Source organism: Pseudoalteromonas sp. 13-15, from assembly GCF_001468205.2.
Taxonomy (GTDB): Bacteria; Pseudomonadota; Gammaproteobacteria; order Enterobacterales; family Alteromonadaceae; genus Pseudoalteromonas; species Pseudoalteromonas marina.
This window is the reverse complement of record NZ_CP019162.1, coordinates 1,568,551-1,587,367: the sequence shown is the minus strand read 5'-3', so window position 1 is coordinate 1,587,367 and position 18,817 is coordinate 1,568,551. Positions and strand designations below refer to the sequence as shown.

Sequence of the window (18,817 nt, the reverse complement as noted above, 5' to 3'; positions counted from 1 at the left end):
AATATTTACACTTAATAGTTTGTTAAATTACCGCAAAGCGCTATTTGTAATGCTGTGTGGGCGCTATAATTAAAGCCCTTAGTTATTAATTAAATGGAATAAGTTTTGAAAAAGTTAGCTTTAGCCAGTGCTCTTTTGTTCGCGTTTAGCGCGCACGCACAGTTACATAAAAATATTGATAATGTTGCCGATTACGCTGTAAATACCTACCAAAATTCGCAAGTACACACGCTAACTAACTTAGTTGCTTTTCCTACAGTAAATAAAGATTCAATACCCGCACCACAAAACCCAGATTTTATTAACTTTAAATCGGTATTAAAAATGAAAGCTGCAGAGCTTGGGTTCGATTACCAAGACCTTGGTTACACCGTGCTGATTGGCATGGGTAAACAAACAGACAAGGTAACAGTGGTAACACACGGTGATGTGCAGCCAGCTAATGCGAGTAAGTGGAAGCAAAACCCCTTTATTATTGATACCTCAGAGCCGGGTAAATTAGTTGGCCGTGGTACCGAAGATGACAAAGGCGCTATCGCTACTGCGCTTTACGCCATGAAAGCGATTAAAGATAAAGGCATAGAGCTTGATAACCGCATTGAGCTGATGATTTATCTGGCTGAGGAGTCTGATTGGGGTCCACTTACTGAGTTCATGAAAACATACGAGCAACCAAAGTATGCAGTAACCATTGATGCATCATACCCGGTTGTGGTTGCTGAAAAAGGTTGGAGCTTAATTTCTCCTACATTTAATGCCATATCAGATCAAAAAGCAGTGTATGTAAGCGACCTTGCTGGTGGTGCTTTCAAAAGCCAAATACCAGAAGATGCAAGTTTAGTACTGCATAATGCTAATGAGAGCTTAATTGACTCACTAAAAGCGAAAGCTAAAACGCTTAGTGATGTTGAGTTTAATTTTGAAGAGCAAGGTAAAGGCTTAAAAATAAGTATAAAAGGAATGTCTGCGCACTCATCTGAGCCAGAATCGGGCGTTAATGCTATCGCACACTTGAGCGAGTTATTTAAAGACGTAGCGCTTGAAAACAACAGCGATGGACAGCTTATTAAATTTGTAAATCAACTGATAGGGTTAGATCTTCACGGTAAGCAGTTTGGCGATATTGCCTATAAACATGACTTTATGGGCCCAATGACCGTAGCCCCAACCGTCATTGAGCGCAGCGGGAATAAACTAACGTTAGCTGTTAATGCTCGTCGCCCTGTTGGTAAAAATGAAAGTGTATTAAAGCAACAAATAGAGACAGCCGTTAATCAATGGCAAGCTAACAATAACGTTACACTCGAGAGTATAGATACAGTGATAGGTAACCCTATGCTGTTAGACAATGCGCCGCATGCGCAAAAGCTACTAGATATATTTAAGCACTTTACCGGCGACGAAAAAGCCGATTTTGTATCAATTGGCGGAGGCACTAACGCAAAACTATTTGATAATGCAGTATCGTTTGGACCTTCAATGCCTGGTAAACGTTATACAGGCCACTCTGAGCATGAATTTATTACACTTGAGCAATTAGAGCTTAATTTACGCATGTATACCGCAATGATGATTGAGCTAGGTAATATGTAAGTTATCAGTGTTTTAATATGAAAGCCGCCTTGCTTAACTAGTAAGGCGGCTTTTTTGTATCTGTTAAAGTTGGGCCACGAAGCGAATATTGTATTGATCGTAGTCATTATTATCGGTGTAACTTGCAGTGATATAGTAGTTATCGTTAAAAAGTCATACGTGCAGATAGAATACTTCAATCTAAAAGTAAGTGTGCTAAATTGACCGTTGAAAAATGCCTACAAATAGTGGGTTTATAATGAGGTAATTAAAATAGAGGTGAGCTATTTACAATTCTTTATAAACCAGTGGCTAATTATTATAAAAAACTTAACAAACTCTCTTCAAAATGGTAAAAATCATACTGTGTAAATGTATTAATACAGATGGATAGCAGTAATATGGACTTTTTGAATTTAGCACTTACGTTTCCTACCATTATTTTCACGGCCCTGCTTTTGGTTGTAATCCTTTTTTGGGTGATCACTTTATTAGGGTTTGCTGACATTGATATGTTTGAATCTGATTTAGACATAGAGCCCAGTTCATCTAACTCAAATAGCGCCCATTCAGCGTCAAACTTTGGTTTTGGCAGTATTCCTATTACGGTATCAATTAGTTTAGTGGTTATGCTTAGCTGGCTAATTAGTATTTATGCACATAAGTTTTTTGCTTACCTACTTGGTGATGGTGTTTTATTTTATGTGTTTGGCTTTGTGATGCTAGTAGTAAGCGCGATTATTGCTTTACCAATTGCAGTAATTATTTCAAAACCATTACAACGCTTTTTCTCAAGTGTAGAAACTTCTCGCAGTAGCGACTTATTGGGTCTTGAATGCACCGTTGTTACTGGAAAGGTGACGCCAACGTTTGGTCAAGGCAGAGTTAATTTTCAAGGCACTGAGCAACTCATTGAAATTAGATCGCATGACGAATACCCCTTCAGCGCAGGTGATACGGTAATATTACTTGAGCATATAAAAAAGCAGCATTGTTATATTGTTACTGCCAAACCTTGGTAACACAACGCCGTTTTTTACTGTAAATAACACATAATAAATCGATAATTACGTTAGGACATAACATGGAATTTTTAGATAACTTACTACCTATATTAACGTTTGTAGGTATAGCGATAGCGGTCATTTTTGCTATTTTGTTAATTGTTGGCAAGTTTTATCGCAAAGTGGAACAAGGCCAAGCTCTCATTATAAATAAAATGAAAAGTGAGCCAGACGTTACCACTACCGGTGGCATTGTTTACCCTGTTATCCATAAAATGGAAGTGATGGATATTTCAACAAAGCGCATGGTACTTGAACGTAAAGACAAAGGCGGCTTGATTTGTAGAGACAATATACGTGCCGATATCGCCATTACGTTTTATATTCGTGTTAATGAAAACAAAGACGATATTTTACGTGTAGCAAAGCAAGTAGGTTGTGCACGTGCATCAGAGCATGAAACGCTGCAAGAATTATTTGAAGCTAAGTTTTCAGAGGCACTTAAAACGGTTGGTAAGCGAATGGATTTTGTTGAGTTATTTACTCACCGAAACGAATTTAGAGACAACATTAAAGAAGTGATAGGGCAGGACTTATCTGGCTATACACTTGAAGATGTTGCCATTGATTACCTAGAGCAAACGTCGATTGAAAAGCTTGATTCACAAAATATTCTTGATGCAGAAGGTATTCGTCGTATTACCGAAATGACGGCAGCGCAAAATGTATTAACCAATCAGTTAAAATGTGATGAGCGCGCAAAAGTAGAAATACAAAACCAAGAAGCCACTGAGAAATCACTTGAAATAGAACGCCAAAAGCAAGATGCAATGTCGCGTCAAGTTCGTGAAATTGAAACCGTTAAAGCGCGTGAACACGCCGAAGCTGAAAAAGTACGCCACGAAGAGCGTTTAAAATCAGAGCAGGCGCGTATTCAATCTGAAGAATCAATTGGAATTAGCGAGCAAAATAAGCAGCGTGAACTTGATATTGCAGAGCAAAACCGACTGCGAGTACTGGGTATTGAGGAAGAGAAAGTTTTACGCTCTCGTGAAATAGAAGTGATTGAACGAGAAAGAGAAACTGAAATTTTACGTATTAACAAAGAAAAAGCACTTGAAGTAGAACGCAAAGAAATTGCTGATGTAGTGCGCGATCGCGTAATAGTAGAAAAATCGGTAGCTGAAGAGCAAGAGCGTATTAAAGATGTACAGGTTATAGCCGGTGCAGAGCGTGAAAAAGACGCCATTATTATCCGTGCAAAAGCGGAGGCAGAAGAAGCACTAGTTAAAGATATTGAAGCTGCAAAAGCGCAAGATCAAGCCGCTGAATTTAAAGCTCGTGAACTTGAAACAATGGCCAATGCAGAACTGCGCATTGCTAACCAGCAAGCAGAGTCTAAAAAGATACTTGCTCAAGCACAACAAGTTGAAACCGCAGCGCAGGGCTTAGCTGAAGCTGACGTTATAACAGCTAAAGCACAAGCAAACGCAATGCAGGGTGAAGTAGACGCCAAGGTACTTCGTCAAAAATTAGAAGCAGAAGCACAAGGTAACCGTGAAATAGGGCTATCTCAAGCGCAAGTACAAACAGCCATGGCTGATGCGAATGAGAAGCAAGGTGAAGTTGAAGCCATTAACCTTGAGCGTAAAATGCTTGCTGAGGCCAAAGGTCTTGAAGAAAAACTACAAGCGCTTAATGCGATGGATCAAGATGCCCGTGATTACGAAAGCTTTACACTACAACTAAACCAGCAAAAAGAGCTAGTGCTGGCTAAAATTGAGGCAGGTAAAGACATAGCAGAGCATCAAGCTCAAGTGATGAGCAAAGCGCTAGGCGATGCCGATATTAATATTATGGGTGGCGATGGCCAGTTCTTTAACCAGTTTATGAGTGCTATAAGCTTAGGTAAATCAATAGATGGTTTAGTAGATGAAAGCAAAACAGTACAAACTGTATTTAAAGATCACTTAAATGGGGATCGCAATTTAATTGAGGATTTGAAAGGAGTATTAGCGGGCGCTAACGGCTCAGCTGAAACTATGAAAAACCTTAATATGAGTAAATTATTAAAGCAATTGAGTAACACCACAGCGGCTGAAAAAAGCCAATTACTAAGTATGCTAGGGAGCAATATGGGCAGCGGCCTTGACGAGAAAATAAAACTCGACCCGCAAGACTAACTCCCTCTCAATCTATAGCCGTAATTTATTTACGGCTTTTTTGATCACACATACAAAAGTAATACTGCAGGAAAGGTTTAATGACGGACTCAACACAACATGCTTTAGAGCAGGGATCGTACGATTTAATCAAGCGTCGTTTAAATAATTTTGGCGTAACACTAAAAACGCAAACAGATAAAGTTAATGCCTCACGCATTAACGAGTTTGGTAGTACAGAGCTTCAGGTTAAAGGGCGCGTGCGTGCGCGAACTGAGCAAAACTGTACGCCTCGCGATATTGTGATTGTAGGCGACAAGGTTATTTTTGCTTACAACGTGTTTTTGGGTCTGAAAAAAGAAACCTCAATTGATGATGTATTTAGTGTGCACAAATTGGTTCAGCAAGAGGACCACTTTGAGATTGAACTCTACCCAGAAAAAACCTTATTTTTAACCGATACTCGTTTTATTCGCGATTTTGAAGAGCTTTATACTTACTACAAGCAAACTAAGTTGCAGCACCTATATCAGCAAAACGGCAAGTTATTTGCGTTGTTTCAGATTGGTGAAAAGCTCTCTGACGTGCGAGTGTTTAGATGGGAGATACACTCAGATAACACTATTCATTATATTGATAATCGCGGTGAACGCGATATAAAGCACGCACACGATTATGATTTTGAATGGCAACAAACAGACCGCAGTGATCATGTTGAAGGGCGTCACGGTCATATAAATATTGCCGATACCGTATTTGTTGAAACCATTGGTGGCACACTCACCATAAAAATAGAAAACAGCACCGAAACCGGCGAAGGCATTCATCAAGAACCTGTTGAAGATAAAAACCAATCGCTTGCTGATAGCGAGGTTGAATACGCGCAAGTGGGTGACTTGATTTTACTTAAAATTTTGCCATACCGAGAAAAGCAGTGGCGCTATTTTATTTTTAACAGCCGCACTTTGCAGGTTACGCGTCAAGATGCCATTGGTAGCGCATGTGTTACGCTGCCCGAAGACCACGGTATTATTTTCCCCGGTGGTTACTATTTGCAGTCGGGACAAGCTCGCTCATTTGAAGAACAAATTGATGATTTAGAATTTCATCGCCAAGTTAAATCGCCCAATGGAGAAGATGTATTGTATGTATTTTATGAGCCAAGCGAAGGACGCTATGCTTTATTTGCTTACAATATTATTGATAAAAACTTACAAAACCCAATTTACTGTCACGGTTATGGTATTTACAACGATGGCATAGCGTTAACCTTCAAAGCCGATAACGAACAAGCTGAACGCGTACACCCGATCCAAATATGGCAAAGCCCATTTGTATCAGCTGAGTTTGCCGCCAATGCACCTGCTTTAACGAGTTTTTTTGGAAAAATTGGTAACCCCGATTTAGTACGCGGTATTTCAGATTTATATAGTGTATGCAAAGCGATTAACGAGCAAAGCCCAAGTTTGTTTCACTACGAAGATATGATATCGCTGAGTCGAAATATATTTGATCGCTATCATTGGCTTAATGAAAATGAGTTTGCTGACATAGCGCAAAGCTTGCACAGTATTTTTGAGACAGCAGAACAAGTACTTGATGAGTTTGAAAAAGTAACTGAAATACAGAACAAAGCTAAGCAAGCACTTGCAGATATAACTAAACAGTACACAGAAGTAACACGAGAGGTTCGCCCCGATAGCTTTAAAGCAGTGTCTGAATTTGTTACGGCAATAGACGCGTTAAAAGAACTAAAAGGGCAAATAATCAGCCTTGAAGATATTAAGTACATAGACACCGATGCGCTTAACCAGTTACAAGCTGATGTAGATGAGCATTTGAGCGGTGTAAGCCAAGCTACTGCTGCTTTTTTACAGCAATCAACAGCACTTGAGCCGTATCATAAAAAATTAAAAGAACTCGAAGAGCTAAGCGCTAAGAGTGAAAGCGTAACCGAACTTAAAACCTATGTTGCCGAGCTTGATAAACAAAGTGTAGAGCTTGATTTGCTTAACCACACAATGCTTGATTTAGACATAGACGATAGCCGTATTCGCACTCAAATTTTAGAAGATATTAGCGGTGTATATGCGTTAGTTAATAGGGCAAAAGCAGGCATAGAAATACGTCAAAAAAGCTTAGGCAGTGTTGAGGCTAAAGCTGAGTTTGCCGCTCGTTTTAAACTATTTTCACAAAGTATTACTAATGCATTAAATAATGCAAAAACCCCTGAGGCGTGTGACGATCAATTATCGCGTTTGCTAATACAGCTAGAAGAGCTCGAGTCGCAATTTAGCGATTTTGATGAATACCTCAGCGAAATAATAGCCAAGCGAGACGACGTTTACGAAAGCTTTGAAGCACATAAGCAAAGCTTAATTGATGCGCGTCAGCGACGTGCGCTTAATTTAGCAAATGCCGCAGAGCGTATTTTACAAGGTGTTAATCGACGTTCGCAAAGCTTCACTGAGTTAGATGCGTTAAACACCTACTTTGCAGCTGATCCGATGATCAGTAAGTTACGTGCACTTACACAAGAGTTAAAAGATATTGGCGACGAAATACGTGCCGATGATATTCAGTCAAAACTAAAAGCAAGCAAAGATCAGGGCATTCGCTCATTACGTGACAAACAAGATATATTTACCGATGGCGGTAATACGATAAGTATAGGTAAGCACGCATTTAGTGTTAATAAGCAATTACTTGATTTAACCTTACTGCCTCGCGATGAGCAGCTAATGCTGCATTTAACAGGGACCGATTATTTTGAGCCGATTACCGACGCAAAAAGTGTTGAAACATTAGCGCAAAGTCGCCACTTGTGGCAGCAAGCGCTCGTGTCTGAAAACAGCACTATTTATCGAGGTGAATATTTAGCTGCGCAAATTTTATTGGCATGTGAGAATAGTGAGCATGCACTTACATTTGTACAATTACAGCAAGCTAAAGACAACGGTACGCTTTTAAATGTAGTGCAAAAATTTGCTGAGCCTCGTTACCAAGAAGGTTACGAAAAGGGCATACACGATCATGACGCTAGCGCAATAATAGAGTCGTTACTTAATCAAAAAAGCACCCTTGATTTACTCATTTACCCAGTGAGTTGTAGGGTAGTTGCGCAGCTTTACAGCGCGCAATTGTCAGCAGAGCAGTTAGCAACTTTTTATCACCAAGCAAAAAATGCATTGTTGATGGAAACGCACTTTGGTGCAATTAACTTTATTAGCGCTTTAACATCTCAACTGAGTGAATATATCAGCGAGTTTTTAAATACGATACCTCGTATGCTTGTGCACTTTAGTAATTTATCAAGTGAGCTCAGCGCAGCATATTTAATTAAGCAATTGGCGCAGCAAAAAAGTGCAGATGAGCCTCTGTTTATAGTATCTCAGCAAGCTAAAAACCTCGCCGAGCAGTTTAATAGTGATGCAAATAGTAAGGGGTTTAGCAAAGAGCTAACCCAAGCTAATACCACACTTAATAGCACAGATGAGCGCGGTCTACTTTATTTAAGTTGGCTAAATGCCTATTGTTTACAACACAGTAATATTAGCGCTGAAGTTCAAGCTGAAGCTGCGAATTACCTTCATTTAACAGCCTCTACTTCTTTCAAATACAGCGTTTTAGATGTAAATGCCGATTACACTGTTAGTGGATTAATGGGGCAGCATAAGCAAATAAGTGAGCAAACACTTCAAGTTGATTATGCGTCGTTTTATGCACGCACGCGAGAGTATATTACTGAACAAGTCCCTGCCTTTGAGCAATACCATTCTCTACGCAGTGAAATTTTAGCTGAGCAAAAAGAGCGCTTACAATTAGATGAATTTAAAGCGCGGCCTTTGAGTTCATTTGTGCGAAACCAGCTTATTAATAAAGTGTACTTTCCAATTATTGGCGATAACTTAGCAAAACAAATTGGCTCAGCGGGTAAAAACAAACGCACCGATTTAATGGGGATGCTATTACTTATATCGCCGCCTGGTTATGGTAAAACTACGTTAGTTGAATACGTGGCTAATCGCCTAGGCTTAACATTTGTAAAAGTAAATTGCCCGTCAATAGGGCACGACCAAGTATCACTTGACCCATCTCAAGCCATTAACGCAACTGCCGAAAAAGAGATTGCTAAAATCAATCAAAGCTTTGAAATGGGCAATAACGTAATGCTTTATTTAGATGATATTCAGCATACAAACCCTGAATTTTTACAAAAGTTTATTTCGCTATGTGATGGCTCGCGCCGAATTGATGGCGTGTGGAATGGCAAAAGTAAAACGTATGATTTACGTGGTAAAAAGTTTGCTGTGGTTATGGCGGGTAACCCCTATACCGAATCGGGTGAGAGCTTTAAAATACCGGATATGCTTGCTAACAGGGCCGATATTTATAACTTAGGTGATACGTTAGCAGGGTGCGAGCAAGAGTTTGCAATGAGCTTTATAGAAAATGCCCTTACATCTAACTCCGTGCTTGCACCGCTGGCAAACAGAAATATGGACGATTTATACAAATTTGTGCGTATTTGCCAAGGTGAAGATATACCTCTTAACGAGCTTGAGTATGGTTACTCACAAGCTGAGGCCAACGAAATTAAAGCGGTAATTAATAAACTGATCACTATTAGAGACACCGTATTAAAAGTAAATGCGCAATATATTGCTTCAGCTGCGCAAGACAACAACTACCGTACAGAGCCGCCGTTCAAGCTACAAGGTAGCTACCGTAATATGAATAAAATGGCTGAAAAAGTTGTTGCAGCTATGAATGACGAAGAGCTCGAGAATTTAATTTGCGATCATTACCGAGGTGAGGCTCAAACACTCAGTAAAGGCTCTGAAGAGAATCTACTTAAGTTAGGTGAACTGCGTGGTACTGCTACAGCGCAAGAACAAGCGCGCTATGAGCAAATTAAAGGTGACTTTGTTAGATTAAATAAACTTGATGGTGCTGGTAGCCCAGTAATGATGGCGGTTGAGCAAATGGGATATTTGCATGAGGCGTTAGAGGGCATTGCAAGTAAGCTCAGTAAAAGTAATTTAAGTTATGATTACAATGCATCAATTGGCACGGTTGGCGAAGGTTTGGCCAATTTAGATAGCTCTCAGGGCTTTAATGTACTTAATGAAACACTTCAAAGCTTATTACACCAAGCGCCAGATAAAAGCAGTGTTGCAGAGCTAGTTAGTGTCATTGAGAAAAGTAGCGCACATTCTCATTTAAGCGAACTCAATAAAACACTCAATGCTAACAATGTTAATCAAACAATTACGATGTTTGGGCAGCAGTTAGGTGAGGTTATTGCACAAAATAGTAATCAGGACGAAATTAAAGTGTTAACTGAAACCCTAAGTCAGGCAATTGCTAGTAATGATATAAAACAGCAATTAACCCAATTAGTGCAGGCATGGTCAGGTAAGCAGTAGGTTAGACTTAATAGATTAATGCCGCTTTACAATGAGCGGCATTAATCAAGCTTTGTATAAATTTAAGGTGTGCGATTATTCTCTACTTTACAAATCAAGGTTCACATTGGGTAAGCACTCAAAGCCAGGCTTTGCAAATAAGTAGCCCTGCATTAATTCAACCCCCGCGTGTTTAAGCCACACGTATTCTTCTACTGTTTCTATACCTTCAGCCAGTGCTGTAATATTTAAATCTTTAAACATATTTAGGCAGTGGGTTACTATCAATTGGCGTTTTTTATCGCTGTTTATATCTCGTATAAGTGCCATATCTAGCTTAATGATATCTGTTTGAAAGTCAGCAAGTAGATTTAAGCCAGAGTAACCTGCACCAAAGTCGTCTGTGGCGGTTTTAAAGCCTAATGATTGATAATAATCAACTACACGCTTTATATGTGCAGTATCTTCTACTTTTTCTACCTCGGTAAATTCAAACATGATGTTTTTAATAGGAAAATTATACTTTTTAGCCGCCTCTAATGTAGTACGTATACAGCGCTCAGGCTTATAAATAGCGTTGGGTAAAAAGTTAATGCTTAGCATTGAGGTAATGCCTAGTTTGGCTGCAAGTTCAATTGCTTTAATACGGCAAAGCTGGTCAAACGCATAGCGGTTACTTTCGTTTACCTTAGAAATAATAGAATAAGCAGATTCGCCGTTTAGTCCTCTTACTAATGCCTCGTAGCCAAAAATATTGTTGCTTTGGCAATTTATGATCGGTTGAAACGCCATTGAAAAATCAAACTCAAGTGTGTTTGCATCTTCACAGTTACTGCAGGTAACTTTTGTGCAATTTGTTGATTTTTCATTCATTTAGTTCGGCCTTTTTAATATAAGTATTTAAGGTTAGTTTAAGATGGATCTTAACACAAACAAGTTAAAGTATGGGTTTTTATACTTTAACTAGTAATAAGTAACTAATAAGTAAGCCCTAATTAATGACACTTGTCATAATATTGAGTGACTTTTAACAGCTGTATTTGTTTTGTTTATGCTTAAAAATAACCCTATACACAAAGAGGAGAGTAAATATGAATACATCAACATTTTTTGAAAATCTAAAGCGTTATTTAGCTGTATTAGCATTGTTAACAGTCATTAATTTAATTACCTCGCCAAATTATTTATGGGTAATATGGCCTGCGTTGGGTATGGGGATTGCATTACTTAACGATTTACTAGATTTAAACAACTCAAAAAGGGTTGGCTAATGAATGCAAAGCCAAGTGAAAAACTTACTTGGCTTAAGTTGCATATTATTGAAAATAACTATGAGTCGGTTATGAGGCGCTATCGAGTGTTGCATTAAGCGACATTTCGGTATTAAGCAGCTTTGAGATAGGGCAGCCTTTTTTAGTTTGCTCACATAAGGCCTGAAACTGCTCATTAGCTATGTCACTAATACGTGCTTTTACTTCAAGTGCTATATGCGTCACTGCAAAGCCATCGTCTACTTCATCAAGGCTTACCGTTGCTTTGGTATCAATTTTATCTGCTGTAAAACCAGCATCACCTAATGCAAGCGACAGCGCCATGCTAAAACAGGCACTGTGTGCGGCACCTACTAGCTCCTCAGGGTTTGAGCCTGGCTCATCTTCAAAACGGGTATTAAAGCCGTACGGCTGTTTATCAAGTGCACCACTTTGCGTTGAAATACTGCCTTTGCCTGTTTTAATATCGCCAGACCAGGTTGAGTTTGCCGTTTTTTTAATCGTCATCATCTTCTCCTTGTTTAAATGTAAGTTTTTCAGATTAGGTAAGCGTTATTTACAAAAAGCTTAAATAAAACCGAAAAAACATTAATTTCAGATGATGTTGCAAAATAGACGCCAGTAAATTGCAATCACTTTTTATTTCGTTTACACCGCTCTGAGCAATAAATGACATTGTCCCAATCTCGTTGCCATTTTTTACGCCACGCAAACGGTTTATTACAGATAGGGCAAATTTTTTGCGGTAGGTTTAGTTTTTTATGCGCCATAATTACTTAACCGTAGTGTTATGTTTAGCGGTGTTTTTATTTTTTACTTTGCTTGTGTTTGGTGTGATTGCAACATGCTTTCTAAGTATTTTTCCTATGGCACGTTTAACTTCAGGACGATCTCGGTATTGCCATAATCGCTCGCGGGCGTCTTTTGAGGCGAGTGTTAAATCAAGCATAGGCTCGGGGTAATCTTCACCCAGTTTAAAATCGTTAAAAAGCGCTTCCATTGGTGTTTGCTCCCACGGCTCGTGTAAATATTCAATAGGGAGCTTTTCAAGTTCAGGGCACCACTTTTTTATAAAGGCGCCTGTTGGGTCCTGATCTTCAGATTGCTTTATCGGGTTGTAATGGCGAATGGTATTAATACCCGTAACCGATGCCTGCATTTGAATTTGCGGATAATGAATACCTGGTTCAAAGTCTAAAAAATAATTAGCTAATGGAAAGCTTGCTTGCTGCCAGCTTATATTTAAATGGTGTGTTACAAAGCTCACCAACATAGCGCGCATTCTAAAGTTAATATAACCGGTGGCCTTTAAACAGCGCATGCATGCATCTATCATAGGCACGCCTGTTTGCCCCTGCGCCCAGCGCTCAATATCACGCTTTACATGTTTATCGGTACGATACGGAAATGAATGATAGCCCGGGTTTAATGCTTTAAACTCCATAGTGCATTCGCTTTCAAATTTTTGCATAAAGTGGCAATGCCAATGCAAACGAGATACAAAAGCAGCAAGCGGGCGCTTCCAACCTTTTTTGTCGGGATGGTTTGAATGATAAGCGTCAATCGCAGTTTGATAAACTTGCCTAAGGCTTATATTTCCCCATGCTAAATATGGCGATAGTCTAGAGCAATGGGTGCGGCTTAAGCTAGGGCTAGATATTCCTTTTTGGTAGCCTTTACCGCGTTGGGTAAAAAAACTTTGCATAACTTCTCTTGCATGAAGCGGGCCGCCCTGCTGAAAATTGTCATCATCTTGAGTGTAAGTTTCAGGTAATTCTGGATTGTTATAATTTTTAAGTTTGACGGTATTAACATTCTTCCAATTGGGTATAGCAAGCGGAGCCTGCATTGTTTTTTGCCAGCGTTCGTTCCAATTGTCACGGTTTTTTTTACCACGAATAACAGCGCCTGTTGGCGATTCTTGCCAGTTAATATGGTTATGGTGGCACCAAGCTTTAATTGCTAAATCGCGTTCAAAGGTATTATTTAGCCCTATTTCTTGGTGGCTAAAAATATGTGATATTTCAAACTGCTCATTAAGCTTTTGAAGCAGAGTTTGCATGTTTTCATTGAATATATACACCTTTGCATTAAAGCGCGCTAATTGAGAGTTTAAATCAACAATAGACTGGTACACAAAGCGCCAGTGTCGTTCATTATAATGAGCATCCTCCAGCAGAAGTGGTTCAAAGTTGTAAATTAGTAAGGTAGGTAGGCCAGTATCAAACGCACTTTTTAATGGCTGATGATCGCTTAAGCGTAAATCGCGTTTAAACCACACTATATTTATTTTTTTACGCATTTAATTTACGACTCTTAGCTTAAATTAGTATATTAATGTTCACGTTATTTGGTGTTTTATTGCGTTTGTATTTTTATTAACGGGTACTGTTTGCTACAAAAAACGCACTAAAATAAAAAAGTTTAAGTTGTTAGTACGTAAAGGTTTTAAATTGCGATTTAGTTTTAATAAGAATAAGGAAAAATATGTTTTTAGATTTAACTAGTAATGCTGATCACAATGTATATTCATATTTAGTGGGCGGTATAAGCCCGCGCCCCATTGCATGGATCAGCACGTTAAGCGAAAAAGGGATTGCGAACATTGCCCCGTACTCATTTTTTACCGTAGCAAGCTGTAATCCCCCTGTATTAAGTGTAACTCAGGTAAATCCGCATGATCACGCTAACAAAGACACGTTAACTAATTTACTGGCGACTAAAGAGTGCGTGGTCAATATTGTTAGCCATAGCTTAGTTGAACAAATGAACCAAAGCTGTGCCAATTACCCCAATAACGTAAGCGAGTTTGATGAAGCAAATATACAACAGGCGCCAAGCTTATTAGTGAGCCCGCCAAGTGTCGAGGCTTCTAAAGTACGCTATGAATGTACCTTGCGTGATGTAATTACGGTTTCAGAAAAAGCCGGTGGCGGAAAAATGATGTTATTGGATATTGTTGGTATATGTGTTGATGATGAAATATTAGTAAACGGTTATATTGATCCTGCTCGGTTAGAGGCTGTAGGGAAAATGGGTGGCGATTACTTTAGTACGACAAAAGATAAATTTGTTCTTAAGCGCCCTCAGTTATAGAATACGGACCTGATTTAAAAACATAAAAATAAAAGGACTTTTGATGCGTAAACTTATTGCTGCTGCATTGATCACGCTTATTAGCTTTAATACTCACGCCGAACAAGATAAAAAATTGCCGATAGAAGCCTTTGCGGGCTTAAAAGACTTTAGCCAAATTAAACTATCTCCCAATGGTGAGAACCTTTCCTTTGTTCGAAACCACAAAGGCACCTTAGTGTTAATGGTTAAAAATCTCAAAACAGGAGATACAAAAGCAATTTTAAATGCAGACAACCGCACTGTATTTTTTGATTGGTATAGCTGGGCTAATGATAACGTTATTTTGCTGGGTGCTAGGTTTATTAAGTACCAATTTGGCGGGGCTAAATATACATCTACACTTTTGTACTCGTACAATCTCACAAATAAAGATGGGATTAAATTAGCGTTTAGAGCTGTCCCTTCTCGAGATGAGCGTCAGCCTCAATTTGCAGACCGTATAGTGAGCTTTCTACCAGATCAAGAAGATAAAATTTTGGTACAGGGTGATTTTACAGTGCCAAATAACCCTGCTGTATACGAGCTAGATCTTAATACATTGCGCAAAAGTAAAGTACAAAGACAGCGCAATAACGTAACAGATTGGTTTGCCGACAGGCAAGGTAATGTTCGTATAGCTAAAAAAATGGACGAAACACAATTTACTTATGAATTACTTAATGCTGAGACCGGAGACTGGGACACGTTATTTGATTACGAAGTATTTAGTGAGCAAAGTATTTCTATATTAGGGTTTGATAAAAACCCTAATCTTTTATATATCTCGGCTTTGCACAACGGGCGAGATGCATTGTTCAGACTTAACCTAACTACCAAAGAGCGCGAGTTAATTTACAGCAATGATAAATACGACTTTGATGGTTCTATTTTTTATTCTAGCAAAACAGGTGAGGTTGCAGGGTTTACTGATTCTCACATAGAGGACGGGGTAAACTACTGGGATGCAGATTTAGATAGACTTCACCGTTCTTTAAGAGTATCGCTTCCTAAAGACGACTACGATATTGATATTTTAAGCACCACTAAAGATCAACAAAAATACATACTTTACGTTAGTTCAGCAAAGTCGTCAGGTAGTTATTTATTAGGAGACAGAACAAAAAATCAGGTCAGCGCCATTGCCGATGCCTATCCGCAAATTGATGAAACAGTATACGGCGGTAAAGAACGCATTAGTTATAAAGCGCGAGATGGATTAACCATTGAAGGTTATTTAACGTTGCCTGTAGGGTATAAAAAGGGCGATAAATTACCCACTATAATATTTCCGCATGGTGGTCCAATGGCGCGAGATTACGCTAACTTTGATTATTGGACTGCATTATTGGCTTATCATGGTTACGCTGTATTACAGCCAAACTTTAGAGGCTCAAGCGGATATGGTTATGAGTTTTTAATGCAATCTATTCAGGGTTTTGGTTTAGCCATGCAAGACGATTTACAAGATGGCGCCAATTGGCTTATTGAACAAGGTATTGCACAACCTGAAAAAATTTGTATTGGTGGCGCAAGTTATGGTGGTTATGCAGCGTTAATGGCGGTTGTTAAGCACCCTGAAACATTTAAATGTGCTGCCAGTTTTGCAGGCGTAAGTGATTTAGAACACCTTGTTTTTAAAGCGCGTTACTTTACCAATAAAGAAATAGTCAGAAAGCAGTTTGGTACAGACGACGATATGCTAGAAGCTAACTCTCCTGTAACGTATGCAAAGCAGATTAACCGACCTATATTATTAGTTCATGGCAGCGATGACAGTGTAGTACCTGTTTACCATAGCCGGGAAATGGAAGATGAATTAGACGATGAAAATAAAGACGTTACTTATATTGAGTTAGACGATGGCGATCATTATTTATCGCATCAGGCACATCGCGTTAAAACGCTGCAGGCTTTTTTAGATTTTTTTGATAAACATTTAAAAAACTAAACAATACAAAGGCGACTTAGGTCGCCTTTTTTGTACAACTTTTTTAAGTAGGTGCACATTGTTTGCACGTTTAGTTGTTAAACTTATTTAAATATGGCCAAGTTATAAGTGGCGGTTTAATTTTAAGGTGAACGCTTCCCCATGAAAATTCACAATAAACTTTTTTTAATTTTGTTTAGCTTTACCTTTAGCATTATTGCGGGGCTGGTGGTGCTTATACAATGGAGCATAGGACAAGGTGTTATTGATTATGTGAATGCAAAAGAAATAAAAGCACTTGAGCCGCTTGTAGCAAAGCTCGCAAAGCAATATGAAAGCAGTGCCTCGTGGGACGAAGTCATCCGTGACAATAAAAGTTTTAGACGCCTTGTTGAAGCCGAGTTACAAAGCAGCCAATTTTCTGAATTTGCAGAGCGCCCAAGTCCTAGAGGCCGGTCAATGAGGCCTCCACCACCTGAACGCGGTCGCTTTGATATGAAAGGCCCTCCCAGACCAAACGATATTGCTCATTACGCGTTACTTGATAAAAATAAGCAACCGATAAGAGGGCGTTATCTCGATGAACTCACCTATATCAATACGCCAATTACTGTTAACAATATAGTCATTGGTTATTTAGCTGTTTCAAAAAGAGATAATTTGGTTGATGGCTACGAGCTTGATTTTTTAGAACAGCAAACAGACTACTTATGGTTTATTGCTATAGCTGCTGCTTTATTTACGTTGCTATTAACTTTTTTACTATCACGGCATTTAGTAAGCCCGGTAAAAAAAATAGCAACCGGGATGCATCAGCTTACGCAAGGTCACTTCACTACTAAGCTGACTCTTGATAGAAAAGACGAATTAGGCCAATTAAGTGAAGATTTTAATACACTGGCCTTTACACTAGCTAAAGATGAGCAAGTACGTAAACGCTGGTTAGCTAATATTTCTCACGAATTAAGAACACCAATGAGTATTTTGCTGGGTGAACTTGAAGCAATGTTACTTGGCGTACGTGAGCCTAACGCCAAAAATATTAGTTCAGCTAATGATGAGGCGATGCATTTAAAGCGCTTAATAGATGATTTACATATGCTAAATAGTGCCGAATTGGGGGGGATGCACTACACCATGCAGCCAACCGATTTAACAATACTGTTAAATACAATCGAGCAAAAATATCAGGTTATATTTGAGCAGCATACAATCAAACTTTATCTATTAAATAGTGCTCAATACGCCAATGTTGAGGCTGATAAAACACGGCTACTGCAGTTGTTTGATAATATTTTAATGAATGCAGTTCATTATGCTCAGTGCACGACTATTTCAATAACTGCTAAAAACATAAGTAAAAAAGGGCAGTCATTTATTGAGCTGAGTATTGAGGATAATGGAGTTGGGGTAGAGTCTTCACATTTAGCGCATTTGTTTGAATACCTGTATCGAGTTGATGGTGCGCGTAACCGCCAAGAAGGTGGCTCAGGCCTTGGTTTATCAATCTGTAAACATATAGTTGAAGGTCATAATGGTGAGATAGTCGCAGAAAAAGCGGACCTAGGTGGTTTAGCTATTATTATACGCCTGCCAACCATTTAACAATGTTTAAACCTAACCTTTAAATTGCCTACTTTATTAAGTGGTTTGAATTTACGTTACGAATAGAGGTGCCAATGAGTGAACACATTTTAATAGTTGAAGATGAAGAAAAGTTGTCTAATTTAATGAGTGATTTTTTAATGAATCATCATTTTAATACTCATCAAATACACCATGGGAATGACGTACTTCCATGGCTTGAAATTAATAGGCCAAACCTTATTTTGCTAGACGTAATGTTACCAGGTCAAAGCGGAATCGAATTATGTAAAGCGATTAGGCGTTTTTCTAATGTGCCTATTATTATGGTATCGGCCAAAGTAGAAGAGATAGATCGCTTGCTAGGGCTTGAGTTAGGCGCAGATGATTATATTTGTAAGCCGTTTAGTTACGCAGAGTTGGTTGCGCGGGTAAAAGCTATTTTAAGGCGTCTCAACGTTTCAGCAGTACAAACATCGGTAATGCAATTAGATGAAACCACCTATAAAGTAAAATACCAAGATAACGACATTGAGCTAACTAACTTTGAGTTTCAGTTGTTTAAACCTTTGTTTAATAACCCAAGTAGAATTTATTCACGAGATAGCTTAATGGATACCATGTACACCGATCAGCGTATTGTGAGTCATAGAACGATTGACAGCCACATAAAAAAATTGCGTAAAAAGCTGGATGAATTAACTAAAACAGAGAGTGTGATTCAATCTGTTTATGGGGTAGGTTATCGCTTTGTACACCCGCAATAAGGGAG

General features: G+C 38.9%; 13 protein-coding genes. 9 read left to right on the top strand and 4 right to left on the bottom strand.

Going from position 1 to position 18,817, the window contains the following annotated elements; all coding sequences use genetic code 11:
• Nucleotides 1-105: 105 nt before the first annotated feature.
• From ATS72_RS07350 to ATS72_RS07335, 4 genes are all read left to right on the top strand, one after another.
• Entirely contained in the window at nt 106-1,593 is a 1,488-nt protein-coding gene (locus ATS72_RS07350) for a dipeptidase (RefSeq protein WP_058429578.1), read from the top strand.
• 365 nt (nt 1,594-1,958) lie between these two features.
• Nucleotides 1,959-2,594, top strand: coding sequence for an OB-fold-containig protein (locus tag ATS72_RS07345; RefSeq protein ID WP_235591602.1), 636 nt, complete (start codon nt 1,959-1,961; stop codon nt 2,592-2,594).
• Nucleotides 2,595-2,656: 62 nt separating this feature from the next.
• Nucleotides 2,657-4,759 (top strand): SPFH domain-containing protein, encoded by a 2,103-nt coding sequence (locus ATS72_RS07340; protein ID WP_058429577.1) that lies wholly within the window; start codon nt 2,657-2,659, stop codon nt 4,757-4,759.
• Nucleotides 4,760-4,839: 80 nt separating this feature from the next.
• Entirely contained in the window at nt 4,840-10,167 is a 5,328-nt protein-coding gene (locus tag ATS72_RS07335) for a DNA repair ATPase (RefSeq protein ID WP_058429576.1), read from the top strand.
• Nucleotides 10,168-10,254: 87 nt separating this feature from the next.
• Here ATS72_RS07335 and ATS72_RS07330 read toward each other — a convergent pair whose 3' ends face one another.
• Entirely contained in the window at nt 10,255-11,019 is a 765-nt protein-coding gene (locus tag ATS72_RS07330) for an EAL domain-containing protein (RefSeq protein ID WP_006791452.1), read from the bottom strand.
• Nucleotides 11,020-11,237: 218 nt separating this feature from the next.
• Here ATS72_RS07330 and ATS72_RS07325 point away from each other — a divergent pair, with 218 nt between their 5' ends.
• Nucleotides 11,238-11,417, top strand: coding sequence for a 2TM domain-containing protein (locus ATS72_RS07325; protein ID WP_006791451.1), 180 nt, complete (start codon nt 11,238-11,240; stop codon nt 11,415-11,417).
• A 69-nt stretch (nt 11,418-11,486) separates the two neighbouring features.
• Here ATS72_RS07325 and ATS72_RS07320 read toward each other — a convergent pair whose 3' ends face one another.
• From ATS72_RS07320 to ATS72_RS07310, 3 genes are all read right to left on the bottom strand, one after another.
• Entirely contained in the window at nt 11,487-11,924 is a 438-nt protein-coding gene (locus ATS72_RS07320; RefSeq protein ID WP_006791450.1) for an OsmC family protein, read from the bottom strand.
• Between the two features lie 125 nt (nt 11,925-12,049).
• Nucleotides 12,050-12,187, bottom strand: coding sequence for a DUF2256 domain-containing protein (locus tag ATS72_RS07315; protein ID WP_006791449.1), 138 nt, complete (start codon nt 12,185-12,187; stop codon nt 12,050-12,052).
• A 2-nt stretch (nt 12,188-12,189) separates the two neighbouring features.
• Nucleotides 12,190-13,719, bottom strand: coding sequence for a cryptochrome/deoxyribodipyrimidine photo-lyase family protein (locus tag ATS72_RS07310; protein WP_058429575.1), 1,530 nt, complete (start codon nt 13,717-13,719; stop codon nt 12,190-12,192).
• A gap of 185 nt (nt 13,720-13,904) precedes the next feature.
• Here ATS72_RS07310 and ATS72_RS07305 point away from each other — a divergent pair, with 185 nt between their 5' ends.
• From ATS72_RS07305 to ATS72_RS07290, 4 genes are all read left to right on the top strand, one after another.
• On the top strand, nt 13,905-14,513 hold the full coding sequence (locus ATS72_RS07305) for a flavin reductase family protein (RefSeq protein ID WP_058429574.1): 609 nt from the start codon (nt 13,905-13,907) through the stop codon (nt 14,511-14,513).
• Between the two features lie 43 nt (nt 14,514-14,556).
• Complete coding sequence (locus ATS72_RS07300) at nt 14,557-16,482, top strand: alpha/beta hydrolase family protein (RefSeq protein WP_058429573.1); 1,926 nt, start codon at nt 14,557-14,559, stop codon at nt 16,480-16,482.
• A 141-nt stretch (nt 16,483-16,623) separates the two neighbouring features.
• Nucleotides 16,624-18,066, top strand: coding sequence for an ATP-binding protein (locus ATS72_RS07295; protein ID WP_058429572.1), 1,443 nt, complete (start codon nt 16,624-16,626; stop codon nt 18,064-18,066).
• A gap of 74 nt (nt 18,067-18,140) precedes the next feature.
• Nucleotides 18,141-18,812 carry a response regulator gene (locus ATS72_RS07290; protein ID WP_058429571.1) on the top strand — a complete coding sequence of 224 codons (672 nt, stop codon included), beginning with the start codon at nt 18,141-18,143 and terminating at the stop codon, nt 18,810-18,812.
• Nucleotides 18,813-18,817: the final 5 nt, after the last annotated feature.

Bases quoted from the DNA above. Each gene is read 5' to 3' on its own strand.
- ATS72_RS07345 (WP_235591602.1), top strand. From the start codon at position 1,959: ATGGATAGCAGTAATATGGACTTTTTGAATTTAGCACTTACGTTTCCT.
- ATS72_RS07340 (WP_058429577.1), top strand. From the start codon at position 2,657: ATGGAATTTTTAGATAACTTACTACCTATATTAACGTTTGTAGGTATA.
- ATS72_RS07335 (WP_058429576.1), top strand. From the start codon at position 4,840: ATGACGGACTCAACACAACATGCTTTAGAGCAGGGATCGTACGATTTA.
- ATS72_RS07330 (WP_006791452.1), bottom strand. From the start codon at position 11,019: ATGAATGAAAAATCAACAAATTGCACAAAAGTTACCTGCAGTAACTGT.
- ATS72_RS07325 (WP_006791451.1), top strand. From the start codon at position 11,238: ATGAATACATCAACATTTTTTGAAAATCTAAAGCGTTATTTAGCTGTA.
- ATS72_RS07320 (WP_006791450.1), bottom strand. From the start codon at position 11,924: ATGACGATTAAAAAAACGGCAAACTCAACCTGGTCTGGCGATATTAAA.
- ATS72_RS07315 (WP_006791449.1), bottom strand. From the start codon at position 12,187: ATGGCGCATAAAAAACTAAACCTACCGCAAAAAATTTGCCCTATCTGT.
- ATS72_RS07310 (WP_058429575.1), bottom strand. From the start codon at position 13,719: ATGCGTAAAAAAATAAATATAGTGTGGTTTAAACGCGATTTACGCTTA.
- ATS72_RS07305 (WP_058429574.1), top strand. From the start codon at position 13,905: ATGTTTTTAGATTTAACTAGTAATGCTGATCACAATGTATATTCATAT.
- ATS72_RS07300 (WP_058429573.1), top strand. From the start codon at position 14,557: ATGCGTAAACTTATTGCTGCTGCATTGATCACGCTTATTAGCTTTAAT.
- ATS72_RS07295 (WP_058429572.1), top strand. From the start codon at position 16,624: ATGAAAATTCACAATAAACTTTTTTTAATTTTGTTTAGCTTTACCTTT.
- ATS72_RS07290 (WP_058429571.1), top strand. From the start codon at position 18,141: ATGAGTGAACACATTTTAATAGTTGAAGATGAAGAAAAGTTGTCTAAT.